Below are 26,952 nucleotides of genomic sequence, written 5' to 3'. Positions count from 1 at the left end.
TAGTCTTTTGATTAGATCGTTCTTTAAAAATTTGGGTATGTGATAGAAAGATAGACTGAACGTTACTTTCACTGGTAACGGATCAGGCTAAGGTAAAATTTGTGAGTGGCTCTTAGAGCCAGATCGAATTTTCGGCGAATGTCGTCTTCACAGTATAACCAGATTGCTTGGGGTTATATGGTCAAGTGAAGAAGCGCATACGGTGGATGCCTTGGCAGTCAGAGGCGATGAAAGACGTGGTAGCCTGCGAAAAGCTTCGGGGAGTCGGCAAACAGACTGTGATCCGGAGATGTCTGAATGGGGGAACCCAGCCATCATAAGATGGTTATCTTGTACTGAATACATAGGTGCAAGAAGCGAACCAGGGGAACTGAAACATCTAAGTACCCTGAGGAAAAGAAATCAACCGAGATTCCCTTAGTAGTGGCGAGCGAACGGGGACTAGCCCTTAAGCTTCTTTGATTTTAGCGGAACGCTCTGGAAAGTGCGGCCATAGTGGGTGATAGCCCTGTACGCGAAAGGATCTTAGAAGTGAAATCGAGTAGGACGGAGCACGAGAAACTTTGTCTGAATATGGGGGGACCATCCTCCAAGGCTAAATACTACTGACTGACCGATAGTGAACTAGTACCGTGAGGGAAAGGCGAAAAGAACCCCGGAGAGGGGAGTGAAATAGATCCTGAAACCGTATGCGTACAAGCAGTGGGAGCCCACTTTGTTGGGTGACTGCGTACCTTTTGTATAATGGGTCAGCGACTTATTTTCAGTGGCGAGCTTAACCGAATAGGGGAGGCGTAGCGAAAGCGAGTCTTAATAGGGCGTCTAGTCGCTGGGAATAGACCCGAAACCGGGCGATCTATCCATGGGCAGGTTGAAGGTTAGGTAACACTGACTGGAGGACCGAACCGACTACCGTTGAAAAGTTAGCGGATGACCTGTGGATCGGAGTGAAAGGCTAATCAAGCTCGGAGATAGCTGGTTCTCCTCGAAAGCTATTTAGGTAGCGCCTCATGTATCACTGTAGGGGGTAGAGCACTGTTTCGGCTAGGGGGTCATCCCGACTTACCAAACCGATGCAAACTCCGAATACCTACAAGTGCCGAGCATGGGAGACACACGGCGGGTGCTAACGTCCGTCGTGAAAAGGGAAACAACCCAGACCGTCAGCTAAGGTCCCAAAGTTATGGTTAAGTGGGAAACGATGTGGGAAGGCTTAGACAGCTAGGAGGTTGGCTTAGAAGCAGCCACCCTTTAAAGAAAGCGTAATAGCTCACTAGTCGAGTCGGCCTGCGCGGAAGATGTAACGGGGCTCAAACCATACACCGAAGCTACGGGTATCACGTAAGTGATGCGGTAGAGGAGCGTTCTGTAAGCCTGTGAAGGTGAGTTGAGAAGCTTGCTGGAGGTATCAGAAGTGCGAATGCTGACATGAGTAACGACAATGGGTGTGAAAAACACCCACGCCGAAAGACCAAGGTTTCCTGCGCAACGTTAATCGACGCAGGGTTAGTCGGTCCCTAAGGCGAGGCTGAAAAGCGTAGTCGATGGAAAACAGGTTAATATTCCTGTACTTCTGGTTATTGCGATGGAGGGACGGAGAAGGCTAGGCCAGCTTGGCGTTGGTTGTCCAAGTTTAAGGTGGTAGGCTGAGATCTTAGGTAAATCCGGGATCTTAAGGCCGAGAGCTGATGACGAGTTGCCCTTTGGGTGACGAAGTGGTTGATGCCATGCTTCCAAGAAAAGCTTCTAAGCTTCAGGTAACCAGGAACCGTACCCCAAACCGACACAGGTGGTTGGGTAGAGAATACCAAGGCGCTTGAGAGAACTCGGGTGAAGGAACTAGGCAAAATGGCACCGTAACTTCGGGAGAAGGTGCGCCGGTGAGGGTGAAGCACTTGCTGCGTAAGCCCACGCCGGTCGAAGATACCAGGCCGCTGCGACTGTTTATTAAAAACACAGCACTCTGCAAACACGAAAGTGGACGTATAGGGTGTGACGCCTGCCCGGTGCCGGAAGGTTAATTGATGGGGTTAGCTAACGCGAAGCTCTTGATCGAAGCCCCGGTAAACGGCGGCCGTAACTATAACGGTCCTAAGGTAGCGAAATTCCTTGTCGGGTAAGTTCCGACCTGCACGAATGGCGTAACGATGGCGGCGCTGTCTCCACCCGAGACTCAGTGAAATTGAAATCGCTGTGAAGATGCAGTGTATCCGCGGCTAGACGGAAAGACCCCGTGAACCTTTACTATAGCTTTGCACTGGACTTTGAATTTGCTTGTGTAGGATAGGTGGGAGGCTTTGAAGCGTGGACGCCAGTCTGCGTGGAGCCATCCTTGAAATACCACCCTGGCAACTTTGAGGTTCTAACTCAGGTCCGTTATCCGGATCGAGGACAGTGTATGGTGGGTAGTTTGACTGGGGCGGTCTCCTCCTAAAGAGTAACGGAGGAGTACGAAGGTGCGCTCAGACCGGTCGGAAATCGGTCGTAGAGTATAAAGGCAAAAGCGCGCTTGACTGCGAGACAGACACGTCGAGCAGGTACGAAAGTAGGTCTTAGTGATCCGGTGGTTCTGTATGGAAGGGCCATCGCTCAACGGATAAAAGGTACTCCGGGGATAACAGGCTGATACCGCCCAAGAGTTCATATCGACGGCGGTGTTTGGCACCTCGATGTCGGCTCATCACATCCTGGGGCTGAAGCCGGTCCCAAGGGTATGGCTGTTCGCCATTTAAAGTGGTACGCGAGCTGGGTTTAGAACGTCGTGAGACAGTTCGGTCCCTATCTGCCGTGGACGTTTGAGATTTGAGAGGGGCTGCTCCTAGTACGAGAGGACCGGAGTGGACGAACCTCTGGTGTTCCGGTTGTCACGCCAGTGGCATTGCCGGGTAGCTATGTTCGGAAAAGATAACCGCTGAAAGCATCTAAGCGGGAAACTTGCCTCAAGATGAGATCTCACTGGAGCCTTGAGCTCCCTGAAGGGCCGTCGAAGACTACGACGTTGATAGGCAGGGTGTGTAAGCGCTGTGAGGCGTTGAGCTAACCTGTACTAATTGCCCGTGAGGCTTGACCATATAACACCCAAGCAATTTGTAGGCTCGAAAGAGGCCAGATTGGGGTGTTGTGAAGACGAAACGAACCGAAAGTTCGAGATACTCACAAGCAACACGCTATCACATACCCATTCGCTGGAACGTGACCGTAAGGCACGCGCTGGCTACCGAATTTCTTGACGACCATAGAGCATTGGAACCACCTGATCCCATCCCGAACTCAGAAGTGAAACGATGCATCGCCGATGGTAGTGTGGGGTTTCCCCATGTGAGAGTAGGTCATCGTCAAGATTAAATTCCGAAACCCCTATCTGCTGATGCAGGTAGGGGTTTTGTTTTTGCGCTTGGATTAAAACCGGATGGCTTGTCATCCCTCTCATTGTCCTCAATCAAGCTTCAGGCACCGGACAGCTCAGGTCCCCTTCTTTGCAGCTGAGATAGGTGTTGAACGCGTCAATCCGCGCCTTGGTCAGCGTCGTGATGCACTCATTGTGGATCATGGGATGGACGCTTCCGCCTTCGACACCGGACGCCGAAAAGCTACATTCAGCGTCACGGAAGTCAATCCAGGCGCGCTGTGCCTTGACCAACAATTGTTTGGCCGTAGCGTTATCCTTCAGGCGCGCTGTGATTTTTTGGTACAAGCGGTTCAACTCTTTATCGGCGGCCCTGTTTTCCTGGGTTGCGCACTGGTTCAACTCGCCCTGGGTCGTGGCGTTTGCGCAATCATCAGCTTGGACGGGGCTGACGAACAGCAGCGGAATAAGGGGCAGCAGCAAGCGTTTGGACATTATCAATCTCTCCTTGACGGGTAAAACTGCCGGAGGGAGTGTACCCAAACAATGCGCTGACACAACTTTCCGGTTGGCCTCGTGGTCTTACAAGCCTAGTGTTGAACAAGGAGGTGACCCATGCATTTACCTGACCGTATCGAAAGAAAGATCTTATTGAAGGCGCCCCGTTCGCAGGTTTGGCGCGCACTGGCCGATGCTGAGACCTTCGGCCAATGGTTTGGTGTGAATCTCGACGGGAAACGGTTTGTCGCCGGAGAGCGCACCCAAGGGCAGATTACTTATCCGGGCTACGAACACCTCGTTTGGGATGTGATGGTGGAGCGTGTCGAGCCCGAGCGGGTGTTTTCGTTTCGCTGGCATCCCTACGCTATCGAGCCACAGACGGATTACTCCCAAGAGTCCGAGACTCAGGTGGAGTTCGAACTCGAAGACTTTAAGGGGGGGACGTTGTTGAAAGTGGTGGAGTCGGGATTCAACGGTATTCCTGAAGCGCGTCGACTCAAGGCCTTTCGAATGGATAGTCGGGGTTGGGATGAGCAAATGGCCAACATCGAGGAATTCCTGAGCAAGGCATGATATGGCTTCAGAGCCTTTATCGATCCGATGCCCGATTGACTAAGGGTTTTCGGAAGGGAGGGTATAGCGAATCTCTTACACGGCTTGGTAGTTATATCCTCTATTTCACTTTGGATCCGACGCGTAATCTTTGCTCATCCACTGAAGCACAGGGAGTGCTCAGGATCAGGGATGATCGACCTTGCAAGGATAGCTATCGACAGGGAGTCGTAATGGTCTTGGAAAAACCCGCTTAGGCGGGTTTTTTTTCGTCTGCGAGAAAGATATTCCGTCAGGCCTGGCGTCGGGTTTTGCATGCCGGATCAGGCGCTGCTGGCCTGTAATGCCATCGCCCGCAGACGAGCGATGTCCTTGCTCGGCGAGGCGCCGAATAGGCGGCTGTATTCCCGACTGAATTGAGAAGGGCTTTCATAGCCCATCTTGTAGCCAATTGACGAAACGTCGCAGTTCTCGGCCAACAACAATCGTCGGGCTTCCTGCAGGCGCAGCTGTTTCTGATATTGCAGCGGGCTCATGGCGGTCACGGCTTTGAAGCGGTGATGCAGCGCCGAAGGGCTGAGATTGATCATTTGCGCCAGACTCTCGATGCTCAATGGCTCGGCGTAATGGCTATTGAGCCACTCGATGGCTCGGCTGATGCGGTGGGTCTGGGTGTCAGGAATTGCGATTTCATGCAGGCGCCGGCCTTGGGCACCGCGCAACAGTCGATAGAAAATCTCCTGCTGGGCCAAGGGCGCAAGTGTCGCGATGTCGTCCGGACTGTCGAGCAGCCGCAGCAAACGCAGCATAGCGTCGAGCAGGGGTTCGTCAATTCGGTCCAGGAATAATCCGCGGTCAGTTCTTTCAGCCGGCAAACCGATGGGGTTGGCATCGGCAATCAGCCGACAGATCTGGGCCGGCTCAATGTCCAGGCGAATGCACAGGTACGGTTGCTCTGGACTGGCCACGATCACTTGGTCGGCCAGCGGCAGCGTCACCGAGACCACCAGGTAATTGAGAGGGTCGTAGACATAGCGCTCGTGGGCCAGCGTGACTTCTTTGCGACCCTGCACAATCACACAGAGCCCCGGCTTGTGCACGACGTGCAGGGCTTCTGTGGGTTGGTCGCAGCGGATCAGGTGCAACGCTTCAATAGCCGTGGCGTGGACACCAAATTCCGGTGCGAAGCGCTTCATCAGGTTCGCCAGTTCGGCGCGACGCACGTCTATGCGGTTATCGGGCGTGATGGTGATGGACGTGGATACCGACATGCCGATCAATCTCCCTGGCCAATTGAATGGATCGCGCTAGTAAAGCTGATTGCAACTGCGACGACCAGAGGCGCTATCGTTACAGGATCGTGCAAATGCGCAGGAGAATCCGGCTAACCGAAACGCAGAACGAATCCCTAATCTGGACCTGTCAAAACGCTCCACCGGGAGCCAACACATCCAGACGAGGGATTCATCATGTCCGATATTCAAAACAAAGTCGTGGTCATTACTGGCGCCAGCAGCGGGATTGGTGAGGCGGCGGCACGCTTGCTGGCTGCCCGGGGGGCTTGCGTCGTATTGGGCGCCCGGCGCGAGGAGCGTTTGCAGGCACTCGTGCAGGAGCTTGAGGCCGCCGGCCAACGGGCTGCTTGCAAAGCCGTGGATGTGAGCCGTCGCGATGACGTGCAGAGCCTAATCGATTTCGCCGTCGAAAAATTTGGCCGACTCGATGTGATCGTCAATAACGCCGGGGTCATGCCCCTCTCCAAACTTGAGGCATTGAAAGTCGATGAGTGGGATCGCATGATCGACGTCAACATCCGCGGGGTGCTCCACGGTATCGCTGCCGGCCTGCCACTGATGCAGCGTCAGCGCAGCGGCCAATTCATCAACATTGCTTCCATCGGTGCCTACGCAGTCAGCCCGACTGCCGCGGTGTACTGCGCCACGAAGTATGCCGTGCGGGCGATTTCCGAAGGCTTGCGTCAGGAAGTCGGTGGGGATGTTCGCGTGACCGTGATTTCCCCCGGCGTCACCGAGTCGGAGTTGGCCGAAAGCATTTCCGATGAAGGCGGTCGCGCCGAGATGCGTGAGTTCCGTCGGATCGCCATACCCGCCGAGGCCATCGCCCGGGCGATTGCCTACGCCATCGAACAACCGGCGGACGTCGATGTCAGCGAACTGGTGGTGCGGCCGACGGCAAGCCCTTACTGAGGCGAATCGATCCAGCATCGGCTCCAGCCAGGTAACGCTCGCTTACCTGGCTCAACCTCCCGCTACACCTTTTCCAACCGCGCCGCAGCCCGGTGAGTGATCTGCGAACGTACCCGCAAAGACTCTGCCGAACGCCGGTTGGCTTCTTCCAATACTTTCGTCGGCGCCGTGTCCGGACACCCTGAGGCGAACGGCGGTGCGGGAGCGTATTCGAGTTGCAGCTGGACCAGTTCCGCGGTGTCTCGATCGAACAGCTCCGCCGCCAAGGTCAGCGCAAAATCGATGCCTGCCGTGATGCCGCCCCCGGTGAGCAGGTTACCGTCTCGTACTACGCGGTCCTTGACCGGCGTCGCGCCCAGGGGCTGCAGCAAACTGTGGAAGGCCCAGTGGGTGGTGGCGCGCTTGCCACGCAACAATCCGGCCGCACCAAGCACCAGCGAACCTGTGCACACCGAGGTGACATATTTGGCATGGGCCGCCTGGCGTTTGATGAAGGACAGGGTCTGCTCGTCTTCCATCAGTGGACCGACGCCACTGCCGCCGGGGACGCAGATCACGTCGAGCCTCGGGCAGTCCTCAAATGTGGTGGTCGGCAGCAAGACCAGCCCGGTGCTGGAATTGACGGGCGCCAGGTCTTTCCAGATCAGGTGCACTTTTACATTCGGCAACGAGGCCAGTACATCGTAGGGGCCGGTGAGGTCCAGTTGCTGGACCTGAGGGAACAACAGAAAACCGATCTGCAACGTCATGTGGCTTGCTCCTTTGGATGATGGCCGAGGGGTAGACGGTTTTACTGTAGGCTCGTAGGATCTGGCGTATTCGCCAATAAGCCCACGAATCACGCCAATATGCCAAATACACCGAAATCCATTCATGTGCTGGCCTTCGCCAATGTGCAGGTGCTCGATGTCACCGGCCCCCTGCAAGTATTTGCATCGGCCAACGATCTTGTTCGTGGGCAGGGTCTGCCGGCGCCGTACGCGCCGACCGTGGTCGCTGCCGGTGGCGGGGCAGTGATGTCGTCGGCGGGGTTGGCGCTGATGGCCGAGCCGCTCCCCAACGACGTCAGCGACACCTTGTTGATCGCGGGCGGTTGGGGCGTGTACGAAGCCGCCGAGGATCCAGCCCTGGTGGCCTGGGTCAAACATCAAGGGATGCGCTCGCGACGGGTCGCGTCAGTGTGTACCGGAGCGTTCCTGTTGGCGGCCAGTGGCTGGCTGGATGGGCGCCGGGTGGCGACTCACTGGACCCGCTGTGAACAGTTGGCCCAGCAACATCCGCAACTGCGGGTCGAACCCAATCCGATTTTCATCAAGGATGGTCCTGTCTGGACGTCGGCCGGGGTCACGGCCGGGATTGACCTGGCATTGGCGTTGGTCGAAGAGGACTTGGGCCGGGCGATGGCCTTGGAGGTGGCTCGGCATCTGGTGGTTTTCCTCAAGCGCCCCGGCGGGCAATCGCAGTTCAGCGCCACCCTGGCGCTACAAAAGCAGGGCGGTCGCTTCGACAAATTGCACGCCTGGATCGCCGAGAACCTGACGCGGGACCTGGGCCTGTCGAGCCTGGCTGCCGAGGCGGGCATGAGTGAGCGCAGTTTGGTCCGCCATTACCGCGCCGAGACCGGCCAGACCCCGGCCCGCGCCGTGGAACTGATCCGCGTGGAGACCGCTCGCCGTCTGCTTGCCGACAGTGCGGTGCCGGTCAAGCGCGTCGCCCTGCAATGTGGCTTCGGCAGCGAAGAAACCCTGCGCCGCAGCTTTTTGCGAGCCGTGGGCGTGACACCCCAGGCTTATCGCGAGCGGTTCAGTGCCCAAGCAGATCAAGCAACGCCTTGACCGTGGCCTCGGGTGCTTCCTGAGGAATGTTGTGGCCGACGCCGGGCAGTACGCGGCGTTCATAGAACCCGCTGAAGTGGCCTGTATCTTCATCGTCCTCCGTCGCAGGCCCCACACCGTCATCGCCGCCGCACAGGGAAATACTTGGCACGCTGATGACAGGTTGCTCTGTCAGTTTTTCCTCCATCCACTCGAGCGTCGGATCCCCCGGCGCGTACATGAAACGATGGCGATAGGAGTGGATCGTCACTTCGACGAAGTCCGGATTGTCGAATGACGGTGCGCTAAGAGCGTACAGCTCGGCGCCGCGTTTCCAGGTTGGCGACCAGAGGCGCCAGAGCAATCGGCACAATTCACGCCGATTCTGCGTCAGGCCTTCGACGCCCCGGGCGGTGTGGAAGTAATACTGGTACCACAGACGGTATTCATCTTCGGGGCTCAGCGGCTGGGTTGAATGGGGAATGTCCTGCAGATTGTAGCCATCGCCCGTTACCAGGCAACGGGCGCGCTCGGGCCACAAGGCGGCGACGATGCACGCGGCGCGGCCACCCCAGTCATAACCGCACAACGCGGCTCGGGGAATGTCGAGCGCGTCCATCAGGTCCAGCAGGTCCTGGGCCAGTGCCGCCTGTTGGCCGGAGCGGGCGATGGCGGGATTGTTGAACCGGGTCGGTCCATAGCCGCGCAGGTAGGGCACGATGACCCGATAGCCGCGTTGGGCCAGGACCGGGGCCACCTCGTCGAAGGCGCGCGGGTCATAGGGGAAACCGTGGAGCAGGATGATTGGCTCGCCGCTGGCGGGTCCATGTTCTTCATAGGCGATGCGCAGCAGTGGCGTCACCGCGAAATTGACCTTGGGCGCAGTTGTCATATCTGCCTCCGGCATCGCTCGATTGTTGTCAGGCGGGCTCCTGGTTCACGTATTTGGCCCGCTCCGGTGTGAACGTCACGATCATGTTCGTGCTGGAGCAGGTCAGGGTTCGTTCCTGGGCCAGGTCGATGTCCAGGTCCTCCCCGCGCAGGCCCTGCCATTGGGCCAGGTACTTGAGACAACCGAATTTGGCGGTTTTCTTCAGACTGCGGCTGACCCCGCCTTTCCAGCCCAGCACCGGCAGTTCACCGTCCCGGCAGCGTTGAGCCAGTTCCGGAAACCTCGCCGCCCGGTCGCGGCCGATTTCCCAGCATTTGATCAAGCCTTTGTCGTGGTCGTCCCAGAGTTCTCCCCGGGTCAGCCCTGTTCGGGGCTCGGTGGTAATGGAGCGTTTGATGTGCGTCATGTCAGGTCCTTGAATCGGGTTTTATCGGGCAGCTCCGCTGCACCCGTGAGTGCATCGATCTTAGGAGAGGGTTGGAGGACTGGCAACCTGCAGCCAGCGAAATGCGTTCAGCTTTGTTGGAATCCAACGTGGCGAGGGAGCTTGCTCCCGCTGGGACGGTCCGACGCTTCGGGCGAAGCGACCCCAAATTTCCGAACTGAAAAGCGGCGTCTGCTACGCAGCCGAGCGGGAGCAAGCTCCCTCGCCACGGAATCGTCATTGGTCATAACCGCAGCTCACGGCTGCCAATGATTTTTCTCCCCGCTCAACTTGCGATCCAAAAAGCTCGCCGCGCTGATCAGCGCCAAATGGCTCAAGGCCTGGGGCAGGTTGCCGAGATGATAACCGTGGCTGTCGAACTCCTCGGCATACAGGCCCAGCGGATTGGCGTAGCGCAGCAGCTGTTCGAATTCCAGTTGGGCTTTTTCAACCCGGCCGGCGCGGGCCAGGCATTCGACGTACCAGAATGAGCAGGCCACGAACGAACCTTCGGTGCCGCTGAGGCCATCAATGGGGTTGTCGTCGGTGCGGTAGCGATAGACCATGCCGTCTCGCACCAGGTCTTTTTCGATGGCGTCCAGCGTCGACAACCAGCGCGGGTCGCGGGCGCTGACGAAGCGCACCAGCGGCATCAGCAGCATCGAGCCGTCCAGGGCGGTGCTGCCCAGGCACTGGACGAAGTGCTGATGTTCGTCGCTCCAGAAGTTCGTCCAGATGTCTTCGTAGATGGCCTGGCGGGTCTCATCCCAACGGGCGAACGGGGCGGGCAGGGAGCGTTTGCTCGCCAGGCGGATGGCGCGGTCCACGGCCACCCAGCACATCAAGCGCGAGTGCAGGAAATGTTGCTTGTCACCGCGCATTTCCCAGATGCCGACATCCGCGTCCCGCCAGATCGTGCATACCTGATCCACCACATCGACGGTGTGTTTCCAGCCCTGGTGGGAGATGGCTTCGCCGTATTTGTTGACCAGGTACACCGCGTCCATCAGCTCGCCGAAGATGTCCAGCTGCACCTGCTGGTAGGCCAGGTTGCCGATACGCACCGGCTGCGCGTTGCCATAGCCGCTCAGGTGCGTCAGTTCGGTTTCGGGCAATTCAAGCCGACCGTCCAGGCCATAGAGGATGTTGAGTTTGGTCGGTTGGTCGCGACAATCGCTGACTCGGCCACGCAGCCAGCGCATGTAGGCGTTGGCTTCGTCGACAAAGCCCAGGCGCATGAAGGCGTAGACGGTGAACGAGGCGTCGCGGATCCAGGTGTAGCGATAATCCCAGTTGCGCTCGCCGCCACGTGATTCCGGCAGGCCGAAGGTGGCGGCGGCGAGGATGGCGCCCTGTTTGCGCGATGTCAGGAGTTTCAGCGCCAGGGCGGAACGGTTGACCATTTCCCGCCAGCGGCCGCGGTAGTTCGATTGGCTGATCCAGCCGCGCCAGAACGCCAGGGTTCGTTCCAGGCAAAGGGCACTGGTATCGTCCACCAGCCGAGGGTCGTCGATGCTGCCCAGCAGGAACTCAGCGGTCTGGCCTTGCTCCAGGGTGAACTCCGTCACTGCCGCCTGGCCGTCCAGCGTCAGGGGCTGGTCGGCGCACAGGCGCAGGCTCGGTTGTTGCGGTGCCTCGAAAATGACGTGATCGCCCTCCTGGCGCGCCGTTGTCGCGGCGCGGGAATAATCATGGCGCACCGCGCAACGCATGCGAAACGTCGCGCTGCCGACGGTCATGCGCACCCGACGCATCAGCACCGGCAGGTCATCCTCGCTGTCGCCGATGGGCAGCAAATCGGTGATTTCCACCACCACGCCGTCGCTCAGCCAGCGGGTCTGCAGGACGTTGGTGTCGGGCAGGTAGATCTGCTGGCGACGGGCGTCCGGCAAGATCGGCGCGAGTTGAAAGATGCCGGCCTCGGGAGTGTCCAACAGCGAGCAGAAGATCGACGGGCTGTCGAATTCCGGCCAGCAGAAAAAATCCACGCTGCCTCGATCGTTGACCAGCGCGGCGGTGCGCATGTCGCCAATGATGCCGTGGTTCTCGATGGGGCTTTGCGGTTCGTCATGATCAACCATTGCCGCGGAACCCCGGATAGAGGCTCATTCCACCGTCGATGAACAGCGTGGTGCCCACGACATAATCGGACAAGTCCGATGCCAGCCAGACCACCGCATTGGCGACATCCTCCACATCGCCGACCCGACCGTAGGGGATGAGCTCGAGGATTTTCTCCTCATTGTCGCCTGCCATGGCCTCCCGATTGATGGCCGTGCGGATGGCGCCGGGGGCGATGCTGTTGATGCGGATGCGCTGGTGGCTGGTTTCCTGGGCCAGGGTCTGCATGAGCTGGTCGATGCCGCCCTTGGATGCCGCATAGTTGACATGACCGGCCCAGGGGATGCGCTGGTGCACCGAGCTCATGTGGATAATCTTGCCGGCGGCCCGGGACACGCCCTGGCGAATGCCCTGGCGGTTGAAGATTCGCAGGGCGGCGCGGGCGCAGAGGAATTGGCCGGTGAGATTGACGTTGATGACGGTGTTCCAGTCGTCCAGGGTCAGGTCCACGGCGGCGGCGTCCTTTTGCAGGCCGGAGTTGGCGACCAGGATGTCCAGCGTGCCGAAGGCGTCGAGGGTCTGGGCGAACAAGCGTTCGACATCCTGCTCCTTCGATACATCGGCGCCGAGGGCGATGGCGCGGCCGCCGCTGTCGTTAATCTCGCGGGCCAGGTCTTCGGCCGGGCCTGCACTGGAATGGTAGTTGAGCACCACGGCGGCACCGGCCGCCGCCAATGCCCGGGCGGAGCCGGCGCCGATGCCAGAGCTGGCGCCAGTGACCAGGGCAACTTGTCGGGCGAGGGAAATCTGCATGGGTAGCACCTTGAACTGAGGGCCTTACTTGCTGACTGGCGCCAGGTGCCGAGAGTTCATTTGCAGGAAACAGTCTTCACATTTCACCCACAGTTTTACGCTTTCCCCGTCCCGGTCGTTTATGGCAAGTTGCAGGCCCTTGTTGAGACTGTGTCCCATGGCAAACCCCTATCGTGAATTATTCACTGCCCCTGGCAGCCGCGGCTTCGTGCTGGCGGGGATGATCGCGCGCATGCCGATATCCATGACCGGCATCGGCGTGATCACCATGCTTTCGCAGCTCAAGGGCGGCTATGGTCTGGCCGGCGCGGTGGCGGCGACGTTTGCCTTGGCGACCGCGTTCTGCGCGCCTCAGGTGTCGCGGCTGGTGGACCGTTTCGGCCAGAGACGGGTCTTGCCGGCGGCGGCGTTGCTGGGGGGCGGGGCGCTGTTGATGCTACTGCTGTGTACGCGATTGCAGGCGCCCCATTGGACGCTGTTCCTGTTCGCTGCCCTGGCCGGTTGTATGCCCAGTATGTCGGCGATGGTCCGAGCGCGCTGGACCGAGGTGTATCGCGGCCAGCCGCAACTGCGCACCGCTTATGCGCTGGAGTCGGTGCTCGACGAGGTCTGTTTTATTGTTGGGCCGCCGCTGTCGGTGGGGTTGTGCGTGGTGGCGTTCCCGGAAGCGGGGCCCCTGGCCTCGGTGCTGCTGCTGGCGATCGGCGTGACCGCGTTTGTGCTGCAACGTGGGACCGAGCCGCCGGTGCATCCGCACCAGGCCCATCATCAGGGCTCGATCATTGGTTCAGGGGATGTGCTTTTGCTGCTGTTGTTGATGGTCGCCATGGGCGTCATTGTCGGGGTGGTGGATGTGGTCAGCGTGGCGTTCGCCCAGCAGCAGGGGCAACCGGCGGCGGCGAGCATCGTGCTGTCGGTCTACGCCATCGGCTCGTGCCTGGCCGGGCTGGCGTTCGGCGCGCTGCGATCCAAGCTGCCTCTGCCGCGGTTGTTCCTGTATGGCGGCGTGGCGACCGCGGTCACCACGCTGCCGCTGTTGTTGGCGAGCAATATCCTCGGATTGTCCCTGGCGGTGTTCGTTGCCGGTTTATTTTTCGCGCCGACGCTGATCGTCGCCATGGCCTTGGTGGAGCGCATCGTGCCGCCAGCCCGGCTGACCGAAGGCCTGACCTGGCTGGTGACTGGCCTGAGCATCGGCGTGGCGATCGGCGCGGCCGGTTCGGGGTGGCTGGTGGATACGTTCGGCGCGCGCAGTGGGTTCTGGCTGGCGATTGCGGCCGGGGCGGTGGTGCTGGGGGCGGCGGTGCAAAGTTATCGCCAGCAGAGGTAAGCGACAGGTTTGCCGTACACATTCCCTCGCCACGAGTGCAACCTCGACCGCTACCAACCCCGTCCCGAATTCACCCAGAAATTGACTGACAGCGATGTGGACACCGATTCCACTTGATGAAACCAGCCTTCCGGCAAGAACAGCAGGTCACCGGCCTCCAGTGTGGCCCGCAGGAACGTCACGTCCCGGGCGCTGGGGAAACGTGCATAGTCCGGCGCGTCGGGATTGAAGTCGCAGCCGTCCAGCCCGCCTTGGGGCGCGGTCGACCAGGTGCCCAGGGCTTCGCGGTGGTGGGGCGCGGCGAGGGTGAAGGTTTTCTGGCCCCAGACCTGGGCGAACAGGTTATCGGTGTCGTCGCGGTGCAGTGGGGTGAGGGTGCCCTTGGGACCGATCCAGATACGTGGCGGGATGAACAGCGAAGCGTCGAAGTAGGGCGGGTATTTGATCAACTCCATCAACTGCGCCGGCAGAATGTTGTTGCCCATGTACGCCGGCGGCTCGCCGTTGGCGGCCGTGGTCACCGGGTTGTCGAGGGAGGCGATGAAATCGGCCATGGAGGTGGAGCGAAAATCCCGCTCCGTTGAAAAGGTTTTCTTGACGTAGTCGCCGTGGCGGGTGATGCCTTGCAGCTCGGCAAAATGCACCAGGGTTTCTTCCCGGCTGAGCTTGAACAAGGGCCAGTCCTGCAGCGCATCGCTGATGACCACCGGGATGCCATGGGGCAGATAGCGCGCCTTGAATTCCTGGACTGACAACCCGCTGCACGGCCGACGTTCCACGCTGTGTTGGGTTGGCAGGCTGGCGGTGAGCTTTTCGCTGAAGCGCGACGGGGTGGGGTAGCGCTTGTTCATGTCGACCTTTTCCACCGGGCGGCTGCCATGGCGCGCATGGTCGATGATCTGTGGCAGCAACGTCGCCAGGCCCATGTTGCCGCCGATTTTCAAGCGGCCGCTGGCGAACAGTTCCTCGACATTGGCCAGGCCGGCCATGATCCCGAGGAAGTCCTTTTCCGCCACTTCGATGGTGACGTCGGGGCTGGCGTGGCGCCCGGCCTGGGTGCGGCTGGTGGCCTTGACCTCGGACCAGTACGCCTGGTGCGGGCCGAACACGAACTGGAAGACGCCTTCGATACCAACGGCGCCGGCATTGGCGAACAGCTTGCCCAGGATGGTTTGCAGGTCCACGGCGGTCACTCTTGCGGGTTTTCGGTCTAGCAGGTAACGAGGGCCGTGACCGAAAATTTAGCCTGTGCCGCCAGTCGCCGCCCTAGCGTGTCGCGACGATGAAGACCCGTGGAAACGGTAGCAGGACCGAACCATCGTCCAGGGTCGGGTAGGCCTGTTCGACAGCCTTGAGGTATTGCATCAGGTATTGCTCGCGTTGCGCCTCGTCCAACGGTTCGAGAAACGGGCGCAAGCCGCTGCCCTTGAACCATTCCACGATGCCCGAAGCGCCACCGGCCAGTGGATGATGATAGGTGGTGCGCCACACATCGACCCGGCTGCAATGGGGCTTGAGGATCGAATAATAGGTGCTGGCGTCCTCCACCTCGGTCCGAGAATCAGCGGCCCCGGCCAGTTGGCTGGCCCAGGGGCCATTGGCCGCAATCTCCCGCATCAAGCGGTGGGACGGCTGATGCAGCGTGTCGGGCATCTGGATCGCCAGGCTGCCACCTGGCGCGAGCTTGTCCACCAGTGACGGCAGTAGGGTGGCGTGGTCCGGCAGCCATTGCAGCACGGCGTTGGCGAAGATCACCTCGAAGGGGCCGCTTTCATTCCAGTGGCCGATGTCTGCCGTGTCGAATGTCACGCCGGGCAAGCGCTTGCGGGCGGCTTCGACCATGTCGGCGGAACTGTCCAGGCCACGCACCGTCGCGCCGGGGAAGTGCTCCACCAACAGTTCGGTGGAGTTTCCGGGGCCGCAGCCCAGATCGATCACCTGGCGCGCCTGTACCGGCGGGATCGCCGCCAGCAGATCGCGGGACGGGCGGGTGCGTTCCTGTTCGAAAGCGACATATTGTTGGGCGGACCAGCTCATTGTGTTCTCCTTGGGCAGACCAGAACCATGGGGTTTGCAGTATAAGACGCATCCAGGGGAGAGGCCGGCGACTAATTTTTTACGGCCCGGCCTCGTTATCCTTTTGACTCGAACGATCGGAGAAAACCGCAGTGACCCAACTGACCCTGCTGTGCCTGCCTTATTCCGGCGCCAGCGCAATGGTGTACAGCCGGTGGCGGCGCAAATTGCCGCACTGGCTGCACGTGCAACCAGTGGAGTTGCCGGGACGCGGGGCGCGCTTCGACGAGCCGCTGCACACCGAGATGGGCCCGTTGGCGATGCAACTGGCGCGGGAGCTTTACCCGACGCTCCAGGCGCCGTACGCCTTGTTCGGTCACAGCCTGGGTGCGCTGTTGGCCTGTGAAATCGCCCATGCCCTGCGTGAACTCGGCAGCCCGGAACCGGTGGCGCTGTTTGCATCCGGCACCGCCGCGCCGACGATGCGAGCCGACTATGATCGCGATTTTGCCACGGCAAAGACCGACGCTGAGTTGATCGAGCAACTGCGCACCCTCAACGGCACGAGCGAGGAGATCCTGGCCAATGAAGAACTGATGGCCCTGACCCTGCCGATCCTGCGGGCCGATTTTTTGCTGTGCGGACGTTTTCAGCCGCGGCAGCGACCGTTGCTCAAATGCCCGGTGCACGTGCTCGGCGGCACCGCCGACAAGGCCACCACGGCGCAACTGATGGGCTGGCGCCAGGAAACCACGGGCAGCTTTTCGGTAGACATGCTGGCCGGCGGGCATTTTTTCATCCACGAGCACGAGGCCAAGGTGCTGCGGCTGATCAAGGATCAGTTGAGCGTGCATCATCGGCGGCATGGGTTGGCGATCAGCGCATAACCCGTTAAAGACCCGCTTTCGTGACCTAGGGAGCTTGCTCCCGCTGGGCGGCCGGGCCGCCTCAAAAAGAATGGCGCATTAACCCAGGCAGACCGCATCAGCCGGTTTACGACTGCTGCGCAGCCGAGCGGGAGCAAGCTCCCTCGCCACGGTTTTCTTCCTTCCTGACACTTGTTCCCAATCGCTAATTTTTCCGGTTTGCATTCGTTTCATAGGGACGACATGCCTCTGTGCCTTGTGCCCACTGATTCCGGATACCCAGAAATGAATGCTGAAAACGCCTTGAAACTTGCTCGCCGGTTTATCGGGTTGCCTTTGGACAAGCGCCAGATGTTCCTGGCGGCGCTGGACAAGGAGGGCGTGGATTTCAGCAGCTTTCCCATTCCCCAAGGCGTCGAAGCCGAGGATCGCCAGGCCCTGTCCTATGCCCAGCAGCGCATGTGGTTTCTCTGGCAGTTGGATCCCGAAAGCGGCGCCTACAACCTGCCCGGGGCGGTGCGGCTCAAGGGCGCGTTGAGCCTGTCGTCGCTGGAGCAGGCTTTTGCCAGTTTGGTGGCGCGTCATGAAACCCTGCGCACGGTGTTCCAGCGCCAGGCCGACGACAGCCTCTTGCAAGTGGCGACCGATGCGCCGCTGCTGATCGAGCATCAGGACCTCAGCGGCTTGCCGGCAGGCAATCGCGAGCAAGCGGTGCGCCAGGCTGCGCAAGCACAATCGATGCGGCCCTTCGACCTGTCCAGCGGCCCCTTGCTGCGGGTCGAGTTGCTCAAGCTCGATGCGCAGGAGCACGTACTGCTGTTGACCCTGCACCACATCGTCTCCGATGGCTGGTCGATGAACGTGCTGATCGAAGAGTTCATCCGCTGCTACGACGCCCACGAAGCCGGCGTGCCGCCGCAACTGGCCGATTTGCCGATCCAGTACAGCGACTACGCGCTGTGGCAGCGCCGTTGGCTGGAGGCCGGTGAGCAGGGCCGACAACTGGCGTACTGGCAGGCCCAGTTGGGTGATGAGCATCCGGTGCTGGAATTGCCCACCGACCATTCGCGCCCGGCCATGCCAAGCTATCGCGGCAGCCGTTATGAATTCGCCATCGAGCCGGGGTTGGCGGAGCAACTGCGCAGCACGGCCCAGCAGCAGGGCGTCACGCTGTTCATGCTGCTGCTCGGCGCGTTCAACGTGCTGTTGCATCGCTACAGCGGCCAGTCCGACATCCGCGTGGGCGTGCCGATTGCCAACCGCAACCGCGATGAAATCGAAGGCCTGATCGGTTTCTTCGTCAACACCCAGGTGCTGCGCACCGAATTGGATGGCCAGATCCGGGTCGACGAGTTGCTGCGCCGGGTCAAGGAGACCGCGCTCGGTGCCCAGGCCCACCAGGACTTGCCTTTCGAGCGCCTGGTCGAGGCATTGAAATTGGAGCGCAGCCTCAGCCATACGCCGCTGTTCCAGGTGATGTACAACCATCAGCCCCAAGTGGCGGATGTCACCACGATCCGAACGGCGTCCGGGCTGGAACTGGACATGATCGAGTGGCAGACCCGCACCACCCAATTCGACTTGACCCTGGACACTTACGAAAAAGCAGGCACGTTGCGCGCCGCGCTGACTTATTCCGAGGACCTGTTCGAGGCGCCGACCGTCGCGCGCATGGCGCGGCATTGGCTGCGATTGCTCGCGGCGATGATTGCCGATCCGTCCCGGCGTGTCGGGGAGCTGGCGCTGCTTGATGCCGACGAGCACGCCACTCTGGTTTATGACTGGAACGCCACGGCCCAACGCTACCCGACCGAACTGTGCATGCATCAGTTGATCGAAGCCCAGGTGGCGCGCACTCCGCACGCTCAGGCGCTGGTGTTTGGCGACCAGAGCCTGACCTACGCCCAGCTCGATGCCCGCGCCAACCGTCTGGCCCATCTGCTGCGCGGACGCGGTGTACGAGCGGACAGCTTGGTGGGCATCTGCATCGAGCGTTCGGTTGAGATGGTGCTTGGCCTGCTGGCGATCCACAAGGCCGGCGGTGCCTACGTGCCGCTGGATCCGGAATATCCGCAGGATCGCCTGGCCTACATGATCGAGGACAGCGGCATCGGCTTGCTGCTGACCCAGCGCGCGCTGTCGGCGGGGCTGCCAACCGAGGGGATCGGGGTCATCGCGCTCGACCAACCGGACGGTTGGCTCGACGGTTACAGCGACAGTCGACCCGACGTCGCGGTCGACCCGCTGAACTTGGCTTACGTGATCTACACCTCTGGTTCCACCGGCAAACCCAAGGGCGCGGGCAACAGCCACGCGGCACTGGTCAATCGCTTGTGCTGGATGCAACAGGCGTATCGCCTGGATGGCAGCGACGCGGTGTTGCACAAAACCCCGTTCAGTTTCGACGTGTCGGTGTGGGAGTTCTTCTGGCCGCTGATGACCGGAGCACGCTTGGTGATTGCCGCGCCTGGTGCCCATCGTGATCCGCGGCAACTGATCGATAGCATTAACCGTCATCGCATCAGCACGCTGCACTTCGTGCCGTCGATGCTGCAGGCCTTCATCCATGAACCTGGCGTGGAATCCTGCGAAAGCTTGAAGCGTATCGTCTGCAGTGGTGAAGCCTTGCCGCTGGATGCGCAGCAGCAGGTCTTCGCCAAACTACCGGACGCAGCGCTCTACAACCTGTACGGCCCGACCGAAGCGGCCATCGACGTGACTCATTGGACTTGCCTAGATGAGGGCGCCGATTGCGTACCGATCGGCCAGCCCATCGCCAACCTGCGTACCCATGTGCTCGACGCCGATCTGTCGCCGGTACCGTGGGGCGTGGCGGGCGAGTTGTACCTGGGCGGGGCGGGGCTGGCGCGCAGTTATCACCAGCGTCCGACGCTGACCGCCGAGCGTTTCGTGCCGTGCCCGTTCCATGACGGCGCGCGCCTGTACCGCACCGGCGACCGCGTGCGCCAGCGCGCCGACGGTGTGATCGAATACCTTGGCCGTCTCGATCATCAGGTCAAGCTGCGCGGCCTGCGCATCGAACTGGGGGAAATCGAAGCCCGTCTCGTGCAACATCCACTGGTGCGCGAGGCCGTGGTACTGGTGCAGGACGGCAAGCATCTGGTGGGCTACCTGGTGCTGGAAAACGGCGACCCGCACGAGCAGTGGCAACAGGACCTCAAGGCCTGGCTGCTCGCCGGCCTGCCGGAATACATGGTGCCGACCTACCTGATGCCATTGGCCGGCCTGCCCGTGACCGCCAACGGCAAGCTCGATCGCAAGGCCTTGCCACAACCCGACGCCGCGCCCCGGCAAACATTCATCGCCCCGCAAGATGCACTGCAAACCGTCTTGGCTGAAATCTGGCAGAGCGTGCTTGGCGTTGAGCGCGTCGGTCTCGAAGACAACTTCTTCGAACTGGGCGGCGATTCGATCATTTCCATCCAAGTGGTGAGCCGCGCACGACAGGTCGGTGTGCATATTCATCCCCGCGACCTGTTCCAGTACCAGACCGTGCGCAGCCTGGCGCTGGTCGCCCGCCACGACAACCACAGCGCCCTGGACCAAGGTCCGGTCACTGGCGATGCCATGCTCGGGCCGATCCAGCAGCAGTTTTTCGCCCAGGCGATGCAGGCCCGCGAGCACTGGAACCAATCGCTGTTGCTGACCCCACGCGAACCGCTGAATGCACAATGGCTCGACGCGGCGCTGACCTGCGTCATCAACCACCACGACGCCTTGCGCCTGCGCTTCGTCGAAGACGCCGACGGTTGGCGGCAGAGCCATGCCGCGCTTTTGCAAAGCGCCGACCTGTGGCAACGCGATGCCCGATCCATCGAGCACCTGAATGCGCTGTGCGACGAGGCGCAGCGCAGCCTGGACCTGCAAGACGGGCCACTGGTGCGCGCCATGCTGGTGAACCTGGCCGACGGCAGCCAGCGCCTGGCGCTGGTCATCCATCACTTGGTGGTGGACGGCGTGTCATGGCGCGTGCTGCTGGAAGATTTGCAGCAGGCCTACGAGCAACTGGCGGCGGGTGGCGGTGTTACGTTGCCGGCCAAGACCAGCGCCTTCCAGAGTTGGACGGCGCGTCTGAGGGCCGACGCATCGCGCTTCGATGACCAGTCGGCCTATTGGAAAAACCAGCACGAGGCCGCGTGGGACCTGCCATGCGAACGCCCGCAGGGCAGCTTGCAAAATATCCACGGCGAGAAAATCCAATGGCGCCTGGAGGCCGAACTGACCCGGCAACTGCTGCAACAGGCGCCCGCTGCCTATCGCACCCAGGTCAACGACCTGCTACTCACCGCGCTGACCCGCACCATCAGCCGTTGGAGCGGGCAGCCAAGCACATTGATCGAGCTCGAAGGTCATGGCCGCGAAGACCTTTTCGATGACATCGACCTGACCCGCACGGTGGGTTGGCTGACCAGTCTGTTCCCGGTCAAGCTGACAGCCACCGAGGACATCGGCGGCTCGATCAAGACCATCAAGGAGCAACTGCGCAGCGTCCCGGACAAGGGCCTGGGCTACGGCGTGCTGCGTCATCTGGCAGCACCGTCGGTGCAAGCTCGATGGACGGATCTGGCGCCTGCGCGCATCACCTTCAATTACCTCGGCCAGTTCGACCGCCAGTTCGATGAGGCGGCGCTGTTCCTGCCGTCCGGCGAAGGCAGTGGCGTCGCCCAGGACCCGACGGCACCGCTGGCCAACTGGCTGACGGTGGAAGGACAGGTGCATGGCGGCGAGCTGGCGATGAGCTGGGGCTTCAGCCGTGACATGTTCGACAGCACGACCGTGCAGCAACTGGCCGATCAATACGCCGTCGAGCTCAAGGCGCTGATCGACCATTGCGTCAACCTGGCGGAACCGCAAGCCACGCCGTCGGACTTTCCGCTGGCGCGGATCACCCAATCGCAACTCGATCATCTGCCAGTGGCGGCCGGTCAGTTGGATGATGTCTATCCGCTGTCGCCGATGCAGCAGGGCTTGTTGTTCCACACGTTGTACGAGCAGGCGGCCGGCGAATACGTCAATCAATTGCGGGTGGACGTGCAAGGCCTGGATGCCGAGCGCTTCCGTGCGGCGTGGCAGGCCACTGTCGCGGCGCAGGATATTTTGCGCAGCGGCTTCGTCTGGGAAGGTGAATGGCCGCAACCGCTGCAGATCGTTCACAAGCAGGTGCAGTTGCCGTTCACGGTGCTGGACTGGCGCGAGCATGCCGACCCGGCCCACGCCCTCGCCGCGTTGGCCGAGGCCGAGCGTGCCCAAGGTTTCGACTTGAGCCAGGCGCCGCTGTTGCGCCTGGTGCTGGTGCAGACCGGAGCGGCGCAATGGCATTTGATCTACACCCATCACCACATCCTGATGGATGGCTGGAGCAACTCGCAGTTGCTCGGCGAGGTGATGCAGCGCTACAAAGGCCGCGCCCCGGCCAGCACTGTTGGGCGTTATCGCGACTACATCGCTTGGCTGCAACGCCAGGACGGCCAGCTCAGCCAGGATTTCTGGAGCGCACAGCTGGCCCCGTTTCAAGAGCCGACCCGACTCGCCCGCGCGGCCTCGGACAGCGGCGAGAGCGGTCACGGCGATCATTTCCTGACCCTCGACATGCGGCGCACCCAGGCACTGGAGTCGTTTGCCCGCCAGCAGAAAATCACCCTCAACACGCTGGTGCAAGCGGCTTGGCTGCTGTTGCTGCAACGCTATACCGGGCACCCGACCGTGACGTTTGGCGCGACGGTTGCCGGTCGCCCGGCGGATCTGCCGGGGATCGAGCAGCAGGTCGGCCTGTTCATCAACACCTTGCCGGTCATCGGCAGCCCGCGTCCGGACCAGACGGTCGGCCAGTGGCTGCAAACGGTGCAGGACCAGAACCTGAGCCTGCGGGAGTTCGAACACACGCCGCTGGCGGACATCCAGCGTTGGGCCGGGCAGGGCGGCGAGGCGCTGTTCGACAACCTCTTGGTATTCGAAAACTATCCGATTGCCCAGGCTTTGCAGCAAGGCACTGCCAGCGATGTCACATTCGGCGACGTTGCCAACCGTGAGCAGACGCATTACGCACTGAGCGTGGCGGTTACCCTCGGCGAACAATTGGCGCTGCACTTCAGTTACGAGCGTCGGCAGTTCGCCGACGAGATGATTGATCACATCGGCACTCATCTGCTGCATCTGCTTGAGCAATTCAGCCAGGACGCCGGACGCAATCTGGGTGAAATCGCCCTGGCCAACGGCGCCGAACACACGCGCCAACAGGCCGACAACCACCCGCAGCCGTACCCGGTAAACATCCCCGTGCACCAGCGCATCGCCGCGCTGGCCGCCGAGCGCCCGCAACGCACGGCGGTGATTTTCAACGACCGACACGTCAGCTACGGCGAGATCGATCGGCGCGCGAACCAACTAGCCTACGCCTTGATCAGCCGCGACGTCGGCCCGGAAACCCGAGTCGGCGTGGCCCTGCCGCGCAGCGAAGAGGTGATCGTCACGCTGTTGGCGGTGCTCAAGGCCGGCGCTGCCTACGTGCCGTTGGACGTCAGCTATCCCCGCGAACGCCTGGCTTATTTGATGAAGGACGCCGGGTTGGCGCTGCTGGTCAGCGATTCCTCGGTATCGGCCCAGTTGTCCGTGGATGAGTCGTTGCCGTTGCTGGAGCTGGACCGTATCGATCTGCGCGAACTGCCGACCAGCGCGCCCAACGTCCAACCCGACCCGCACAACCTGGCCTACGTGATCTACACCTCCGGTTCCACTGGCAACCCCAAGGGTGTCAGCGTGGCCCACGGTCCGCTGGCGATGCACTGCCAGGCCATTGGCGAGCGTTATGAAATGCGCGACAGCGATTGCGAATTCCATTTCATGTCGTTCGCGTTCGACGGCGCCCACGAGCGCTGGCTCACCAGCCTGACCCACGGTGCGTCGCTGCTGATTCGCGACGACAGCCTGTGGACCCCGGAGCAAACCTACAACGCCATGCACGAGCACGGTGTGACGGTGGTGGCGTTCCCGCCGGTGTACCTGCAACAACTGGCCGAGCACGCCGAGCGTGAAGGCAACCCGCCGAAGGTGCGCATCTATTGCTTCGGCGGCGACGCGGTGCCCAACGCCAGTTTCGAGCGGGTCAAGCGCGCCTTGCGTCCTGAGTACATCATCAACGGTTACGGTCCGACCGAAACGGTGGTCACGCCGCTGATCTGGAAGGCCGGTCGCGAGGCGTGTTGTGGCGCTGCCTACGCGCCCATCGGCAGCCGCATCGGCGACCGCAGTGCCTACGTGCTCGATGCCGACCTTAACCTGTTGCCCCAAGGCATGGCCGGTGAGCTGTATCTGGGCGGCACGGGATTGGCTCGCGGTTACCTGAACCGACCGGGGCTGACCGCCGAGCGTTTTGTCGCCGACCCGTTCAGCGCCGGCGGCTTGCTGTATCGCACCGGAGACCTGGTGCGCCAGCGCGCCGACGGCACTTTCGATTACCTGGACCGCATCGACAACCAAGTGAAGATCCGTGGTTTCCGCATCGAACTCGGTGAAATCGAAGCCAGTCTGCAAGCCCTCGATGGCGTGCGCGAAGCGGTGGTCGTGGCCCAGGAAGGCACCGCCGGCAGCGGCAAGCGTCTGGTCGCCTATGTGGTGGCGGCAGAACCTGCCCGTGAAGACTTCGCCGAGCACTTGCGTGAGCAGCTCAAGGCGACGTTGCCGGCGCACATGATTCCGGCCTATCTGCTGCTGCTCGAATGCCTGCCGCTGACCCCCAACGGCAAGCTCGACCGCAAGAACCTGCCCAAGCCCGACGCCAGCCAATCGCAACACGCCTACCTGGCGCCGCGCACTGCGCTGGAACAGCAACTGGCGGCGATCTGGCGGGACGTGCTCAAGCTTGAACGCGTGGGCCTGCGGGATAATTTCTTCGAACTGGGCGGCGATTCCATCGTCTCGATCCAGTTGGTCAGCCGCGCCCGCCAGGCCGGTATGCACTTCACGCCCAAGGACCTGTTCCAGCACCAGACCCTGGAAACACTCGCGACCGTGGTTCGCCAGGGTGAAGCCGCCCAAGTCATCGATCAGGGTCCGGTGACCGGTGAACTGGCGCTGTTGCCGGTGCAGCGGGTGTTCTTCGAACAGGCGATACCGCAGCGTCATCACTGGAACCAGGCGGTGATGCTCAAGGCGACCGAACGCCTGGATGCATCGGTTCTGAACCAGGCTTTGAACGCGTTGTTGGAGCATCACGATGGCCTGCGCTTGAGCTTCACCGAGCAGGCCGAAGGCTGGAAGGCGGTTTACCGTCTCGCCGACATTCAATGCCAAGACCTGCTCTGGACTATGGACGCACCTGATGCGCAGGCCTTGCAAGGCATCGCCAATGAGGCCCAACGCAGCCTGGACCTGCAAGATGGGCCGTTGCTGCGGGCAGTCCTGGCGACGCTGGGCGATGGTACCCAGCGGTTGTTGCTGGCGGTGCACCACTTGGTGATCGACGGCGTGTCGTGGCGAATCCTGTTCGAGGACCTGCAAAGCGCCTATCGTCAGTTGTCCAGCGGTGCGGCGCTGCGATTGCCGCTGAAGACCACCTCCGCGCAGGCCTGGGCCGAGCGCCTGCAAGCGCATGCCGGCAGCAACCGGCTGGCGCAGGAACTGGCGTTCTGGCAAGCCCAGCTCGAAGACGTCGATGCCTCGTTGCCGATGGATAACCCGGCGGGCGGCCAGCAGAACCGCCTGGCCGTGACGGTGCGCACACGACTCGACGCCACGCTGACCCGGCAACTGCTGCAAGACGCGCCCAAGGCTTATCGCACCCAGGTCAACGACCTGCTGCTCACCGCGCTGGCGCGGGTGATGGTGCGCTGGACCGGCAGCGACAGCGCGCTGATCCAGCTTGAAGGCCATGGCCGCGAAGCCTTGTTCGACGACGTCGATCTGACTCGCACCGTCGGCTGGTTCACCAGCCTGTACCCGGCGCGGCTCACGCCTCGGGCAGACTTGGGCGATTGCCTCAAGCAGATCAAGGAGCAACTGCGGGCGATGCCCGACAAGGGCCTCGGTTTCGGCGCCCTGGCCCATCTGGCGGATGACGCGACGCGGGCGATCCTGGCCGGGCTGCCGACGCCCAGCCTGACCTTCAACTACCTGGGCCAGTTCGACGCCAGTTTCAACGAAGCCGACGGCGCTTTGTTCGTGCCGGCCCACGAAGCCGCCGGCGATGAGCTGGACGCCGAAGCACCGCTGTCCAATGCGCTGGCCTTGAACGGCCAGGTGTTCGGCGGCGAACTGGACCTGGGCTGGACCTTCAGCCGCGAGCAGTTCAACGAGTCCACCATCCAGGCGCTGGCCGACGATTATGGAATGGAACTGCAGCGGCTGATCGAGCATTGCTGCCGGGGCGAGCACAGCGGCGTGACGCCGTCGGACTTCCCGCTGGCGAGCCTGAACCAGCAGCAACTGGACGGACTGGCGCTGCCTCCAGCGCAGATCGTCGACCTGTATCCGTTGTCACCGATGCAACAAGGCATGCTGTTCCATGGTGTGTATGGCGACGCGAGCGGCGACTACATCAACCAACTGCGCCTGGACGTCGAAGGGCTGGACCCGGAACGCTTCCGCCAGGCCTGGCAAGCGGCGGTGGATGCCCATGACATCCTGCGCACGCGGTTTGTCTGGCAGGGTGATTTGCCGGCGCCGGTGCAAGTGGTCAGCAAGTACCTGCAACTGCCTTACAGCGTGCAGGATCTGCGCGGTGAGTTATCGCCTGACCAGACCCTGCGGGCCCTGGCCGATGCCGAACGCCAGCAACTTCACTTGAGTGCGCCGGCCCTGATGCGGCTGATGATCGTGCGTCTCGACGAGCAGCGTTATCACCTGATCTACAGCCACCATCACATCCTCATGGACGGCTGGAGCAATTCGCAACTGCTTGGCGAAGTGCTGCAACGCTACAGCGGGCAATCCGTTGCCGTATCGGGCGGTCGTTATCGGGACTACATCGCCTGGCTGCAACGCCAGGACGCGGCGCTCAGCGAAGCGTTCTGGAAACCTTTGCTGCAACGCCTGGAGGCGCCGACGCGGCTGGCTGACGCGGTGGCCAAACCCACGGACGCTGGTGTTGGTTATGGCGATCATGTGCAGGTGCT

The 26,952-nt window shown here is 61.5% G+C and carries 15 protein-coding genes and 2 rRNA genes (1 of these 17 only partly in view); 8 read left to right on the top strand and 9 right to left on the bottom strand.

Annotated elements, in window-relative coordinates; all coding sequences use genetic code 11:
* Nucleotides 1-179: 179 nt before the first annotated feature.
* Nucleotides 180-3,071, top strand: a 23S ribosomal RNA gene (locus J3P81_RS16820).
* 154 nt (nucleotides 3,072-3,225) lie between these two features.
* Nucleotides 3,226-3,341, top strand: a 5S ribosomal RNA gene (rrf, locus tag J3P81_RS16815).
* 98 nt (nucleotides 3,342-3,439) lie between these two features.
* On the opposite strand, the gene J3P81_RS16810 is transcribed toward rrf, so the two are convergent.
* On the bottom strand, nucleotides 3,440-3,841 hold the full coding sequence (locus J3P81_RS16810) for a lysozyme inhibitor LprI family protein (RefSeq protein ID WP_434559906.1): 402 nt from the start codon (nucleotides 3,839-3,841) through the stop codon (nucleotides 3,440-3,442).
* A 120-nt stretch (nucleotides 3,842-3,961) separates the two neighbouring features.
* Between J3P81_RS16810 and J3P81_RS16805 the strand changes: the two genes are divergently transcribed.
* Complete coding sequence (locus J3P81_RS16805; RefSeq protein ID WP_434559904.1) at nucleotides 3,962-4,420, top strand: SRPBCC family protein; 459 nt, start codon at nucleotides 3,962-3,964, stop codon at nucleotides 4,418-4,420.
* Between the two features lie 302 nt (nucleotides 4,421-4,722).
* Here the strand turns inward: J3P81_RS16805 and J3P81_RS16800 are convergent, their stop codons facing one another.
* Nucleotides 4,723-5,670: an AraC family transcriptional regulator N-terminal domain-containing protein gene (locus J3P81_RS16800; RefSeq protein WP_434559902.1), complete on the bottom strand. Its 948-nt coding sequence runs from the start codon at nucleotides 5,668-5,670 to the stop codon at nucleotides 4,723-4,725.
* 198 nt (nucleotides 5,671-5,868) lie between these two features.
* Between J3P81_RS16800 and J3P81_RS16795 the strand changes: the two genes are divergently transcribed.
* Nucleotides 5,869-6,606: an SDR family oxidoreductase gene (locus tag J3P81_RS16795; RefSeq protein WP_420767864.1), complete on the top strand. Its 738-nt coding sequence runs from the start codon at nucleotides 5,869-5,871 to the stop codon at nucleotides 6,604-6,606.
* Between the two features lie 62 nt (nucleotides 6,607-6,668).
* Here J3P81_RS16795 and inhA read toward each other — a convergent pair whose 3' ends face one another.
* Nucleotides 6,669-7,355: an isonitrile hydratase gene (gene inhA / locus J3P81_RS16790; RefSeq protein WP_420767863.1), complete on the bottom strand. Its 687-nt coding sequence runs from the start codon at nucleotides 7,353-7,355 to the stop codon at nucleotides 6,669-6,671.
* Between the two features lie 99 nt (nucleotides 7,356-7,454).
* Here inhA and J3P81_RS16785 point away from each other — a divergent pair, with 99 nt between their 5' ends.
* On the top strand, nucleotides 7,455-8,441 hold the full coding sequence (locus J3P81_RS16785) for a GlxA family transcriptional regulator (RefSeq protein ID WP_434559900.1): 987 nt from the start codon (nucleotides 7,455-7,457) through the stop codon (nucleotides 8,439-8,441).
* On the opposite strand, the gene J3P81_RS16780 is transcribed toward J3P81_RS16785, so the two are convergent.
* The 4 genes from J3P81_RS16780 to J3P81_RS16765 form a co-directional block, all read right to left on the bottom strand.
* Nucleotides 8,410-9,312 carry an alpha/beta fold hydrolase gene (locus J3P81_RS16780; RefSeq protein ID WP_434559898.1) on the bottom strand — a complete coding sequence of 301 codons (903 nt, stop codon included), beginning with the start codon at nucleotides 9,310-9,312 and terminating at the stop codon, nucleotides 8,410-8,412. The two genes, J3P81_RS16785 and J3P81_RS16780, sit on opposite strands and share 32 nt — an antisense overlap.
* Before the next feature lie 28 nt (nucleotides 9,313-9,340).
* Nucleotides 9,341-9,718 (bottom strand): hypothetical protein, encoded by a 378-nt coding sequence (locus J3P81_RS16775; RefSeq protein ID WP_434559896.1) that lies wholly within the window; start codon nucleotides 9,716-9,718, stop codon nucleotides 9,341-9,343.
* A gap of 275 nt (nucleotides 9,719-9,993) precedes the next feature.
* Complete coding sequence (locus J3P81_RS16770) at nucleotides 9,994-11,817, bottom strand: glycoside hydrolase family 15 protein (RefSeq protein WP_434559894.1); 1,824 nt, start codon at nucleotides 11,815-11,817, stop codon at nucleotides 9,994-9,996.
* The gene (locus J3P81_RS16765) at nucleotides 11,810-12,610 is read right to left on the bottom strand and encodes an SDR family oxidoreductase (protein ID WP_420767858.1); all 801 of its coding nucleotides are present in this window, start codon (nucleotides 12,608-12,610) and stop codon (nucleotides 11,810-11,812) included. The genes J3P81_RS16770 and J3P81_RS16765 overlap by 8 nt, the downstream gene beginning before the upstream one ends.
* A 157-nt stretch (nucleotides 12,611-12,767) precedes the next feature.
* On the opposite strand from J3P81_RS16765, the gene J3P81_RS16760 reads away from it, so the two are divergent.
* Nucleotides 12,768-13,940: an MFS transporter gene (locus tag J3P81_RS16760; RefSeq protein ID WP_434559892.1), complete on the top strand. Its 1,173-nt coding sequence runs from the start codon at nucleotides 12,768-12,770 to the stop codon at nucleotides 13,938-13,940.
* A 50-nt stretch (nucleotides 13,941-13,990) separates the two neighbouring features.
* Here J3P81_RS16760 and J3P81_RS16755 read toward each other — a convergent pair whose 3' ends face one another.
* Together J3P81_RS16755 and tam are read right to left on the bottom strand one after the other, a co-directional pair.
* The gene (locus tag J3P81_RS16755; protein WP_434559890.1) at nucleotides 13,991-15,124 is read right to left on the bottom strand and encodes a cupin-like domain-containing protein; all 1,134 of its coding nucleotides are present in this window, start codon (nucleotides 15,122-15,124) and stop codon (nucleotides 13,991-13,993) included.
* Nucleotides 15,125-15,206: 82 nt separating this feature from the next.
* On the bottom strand, nucleotides 15,207-15,977 hold the full coding sequence (gene tam, locus J3P81_RS16750) for a trans-aconitate 2-methyltransferase (protein WP_434559888.1): 771 nt from the start codon (nucleotides 15,975-15,977) through the stop codon (nucleotides 15,207-15,209).
* Between the two features lie 131 nt (nucleotides 15,978-16,108).
* Here tam and J3P81_RS16745 point away from each other — a divergent pair, with 131 nt between their 5' ends.
* Nucleotides 16,109-16,843 carry a thioesterase II family protein gene (locus J3P81_RS16745; protein ID WP_434559886.1) on the top strand — a complete coding sequence of 245 codons (735 nt, stop codon included), beginning with the start codon at nucleotides 16,109-16,111 and terminating at the stop codon, nucleotides 16,841-16,843.
* Between the two features lie 264 nt (nucleotides 16,844-17,107).
* Nucleotides 17,108-26,952 carry the 5' portion of a non-ribosomal peptide synthase/polyketide synthase gene (locus J3P81_RS16740; RefSeq protein ID WP_434559884.1) on the top strand. Its footprint extends 2,569 nt past the window's final position, so only the first 9,845 of its 12,414 coding nucleotides appear in the window; its start codon is at nucleotides 17,108-17,110; its stop codon lies beyond the right edge, outside the window.

It is taken from the genome of Pseudomonas sp. R1-6 (assembly GCF_051132115.1).
Classification (GTDB): domain Bacteria; phylum Pseudomonadota; class Gammaproteobacteria; order Pseudomonadales; family Pseudomonadaceae; genus Aquipseudomonas.
This window is presented reverse-complemented; position numbering and strand designations above follow the sequence as displayed.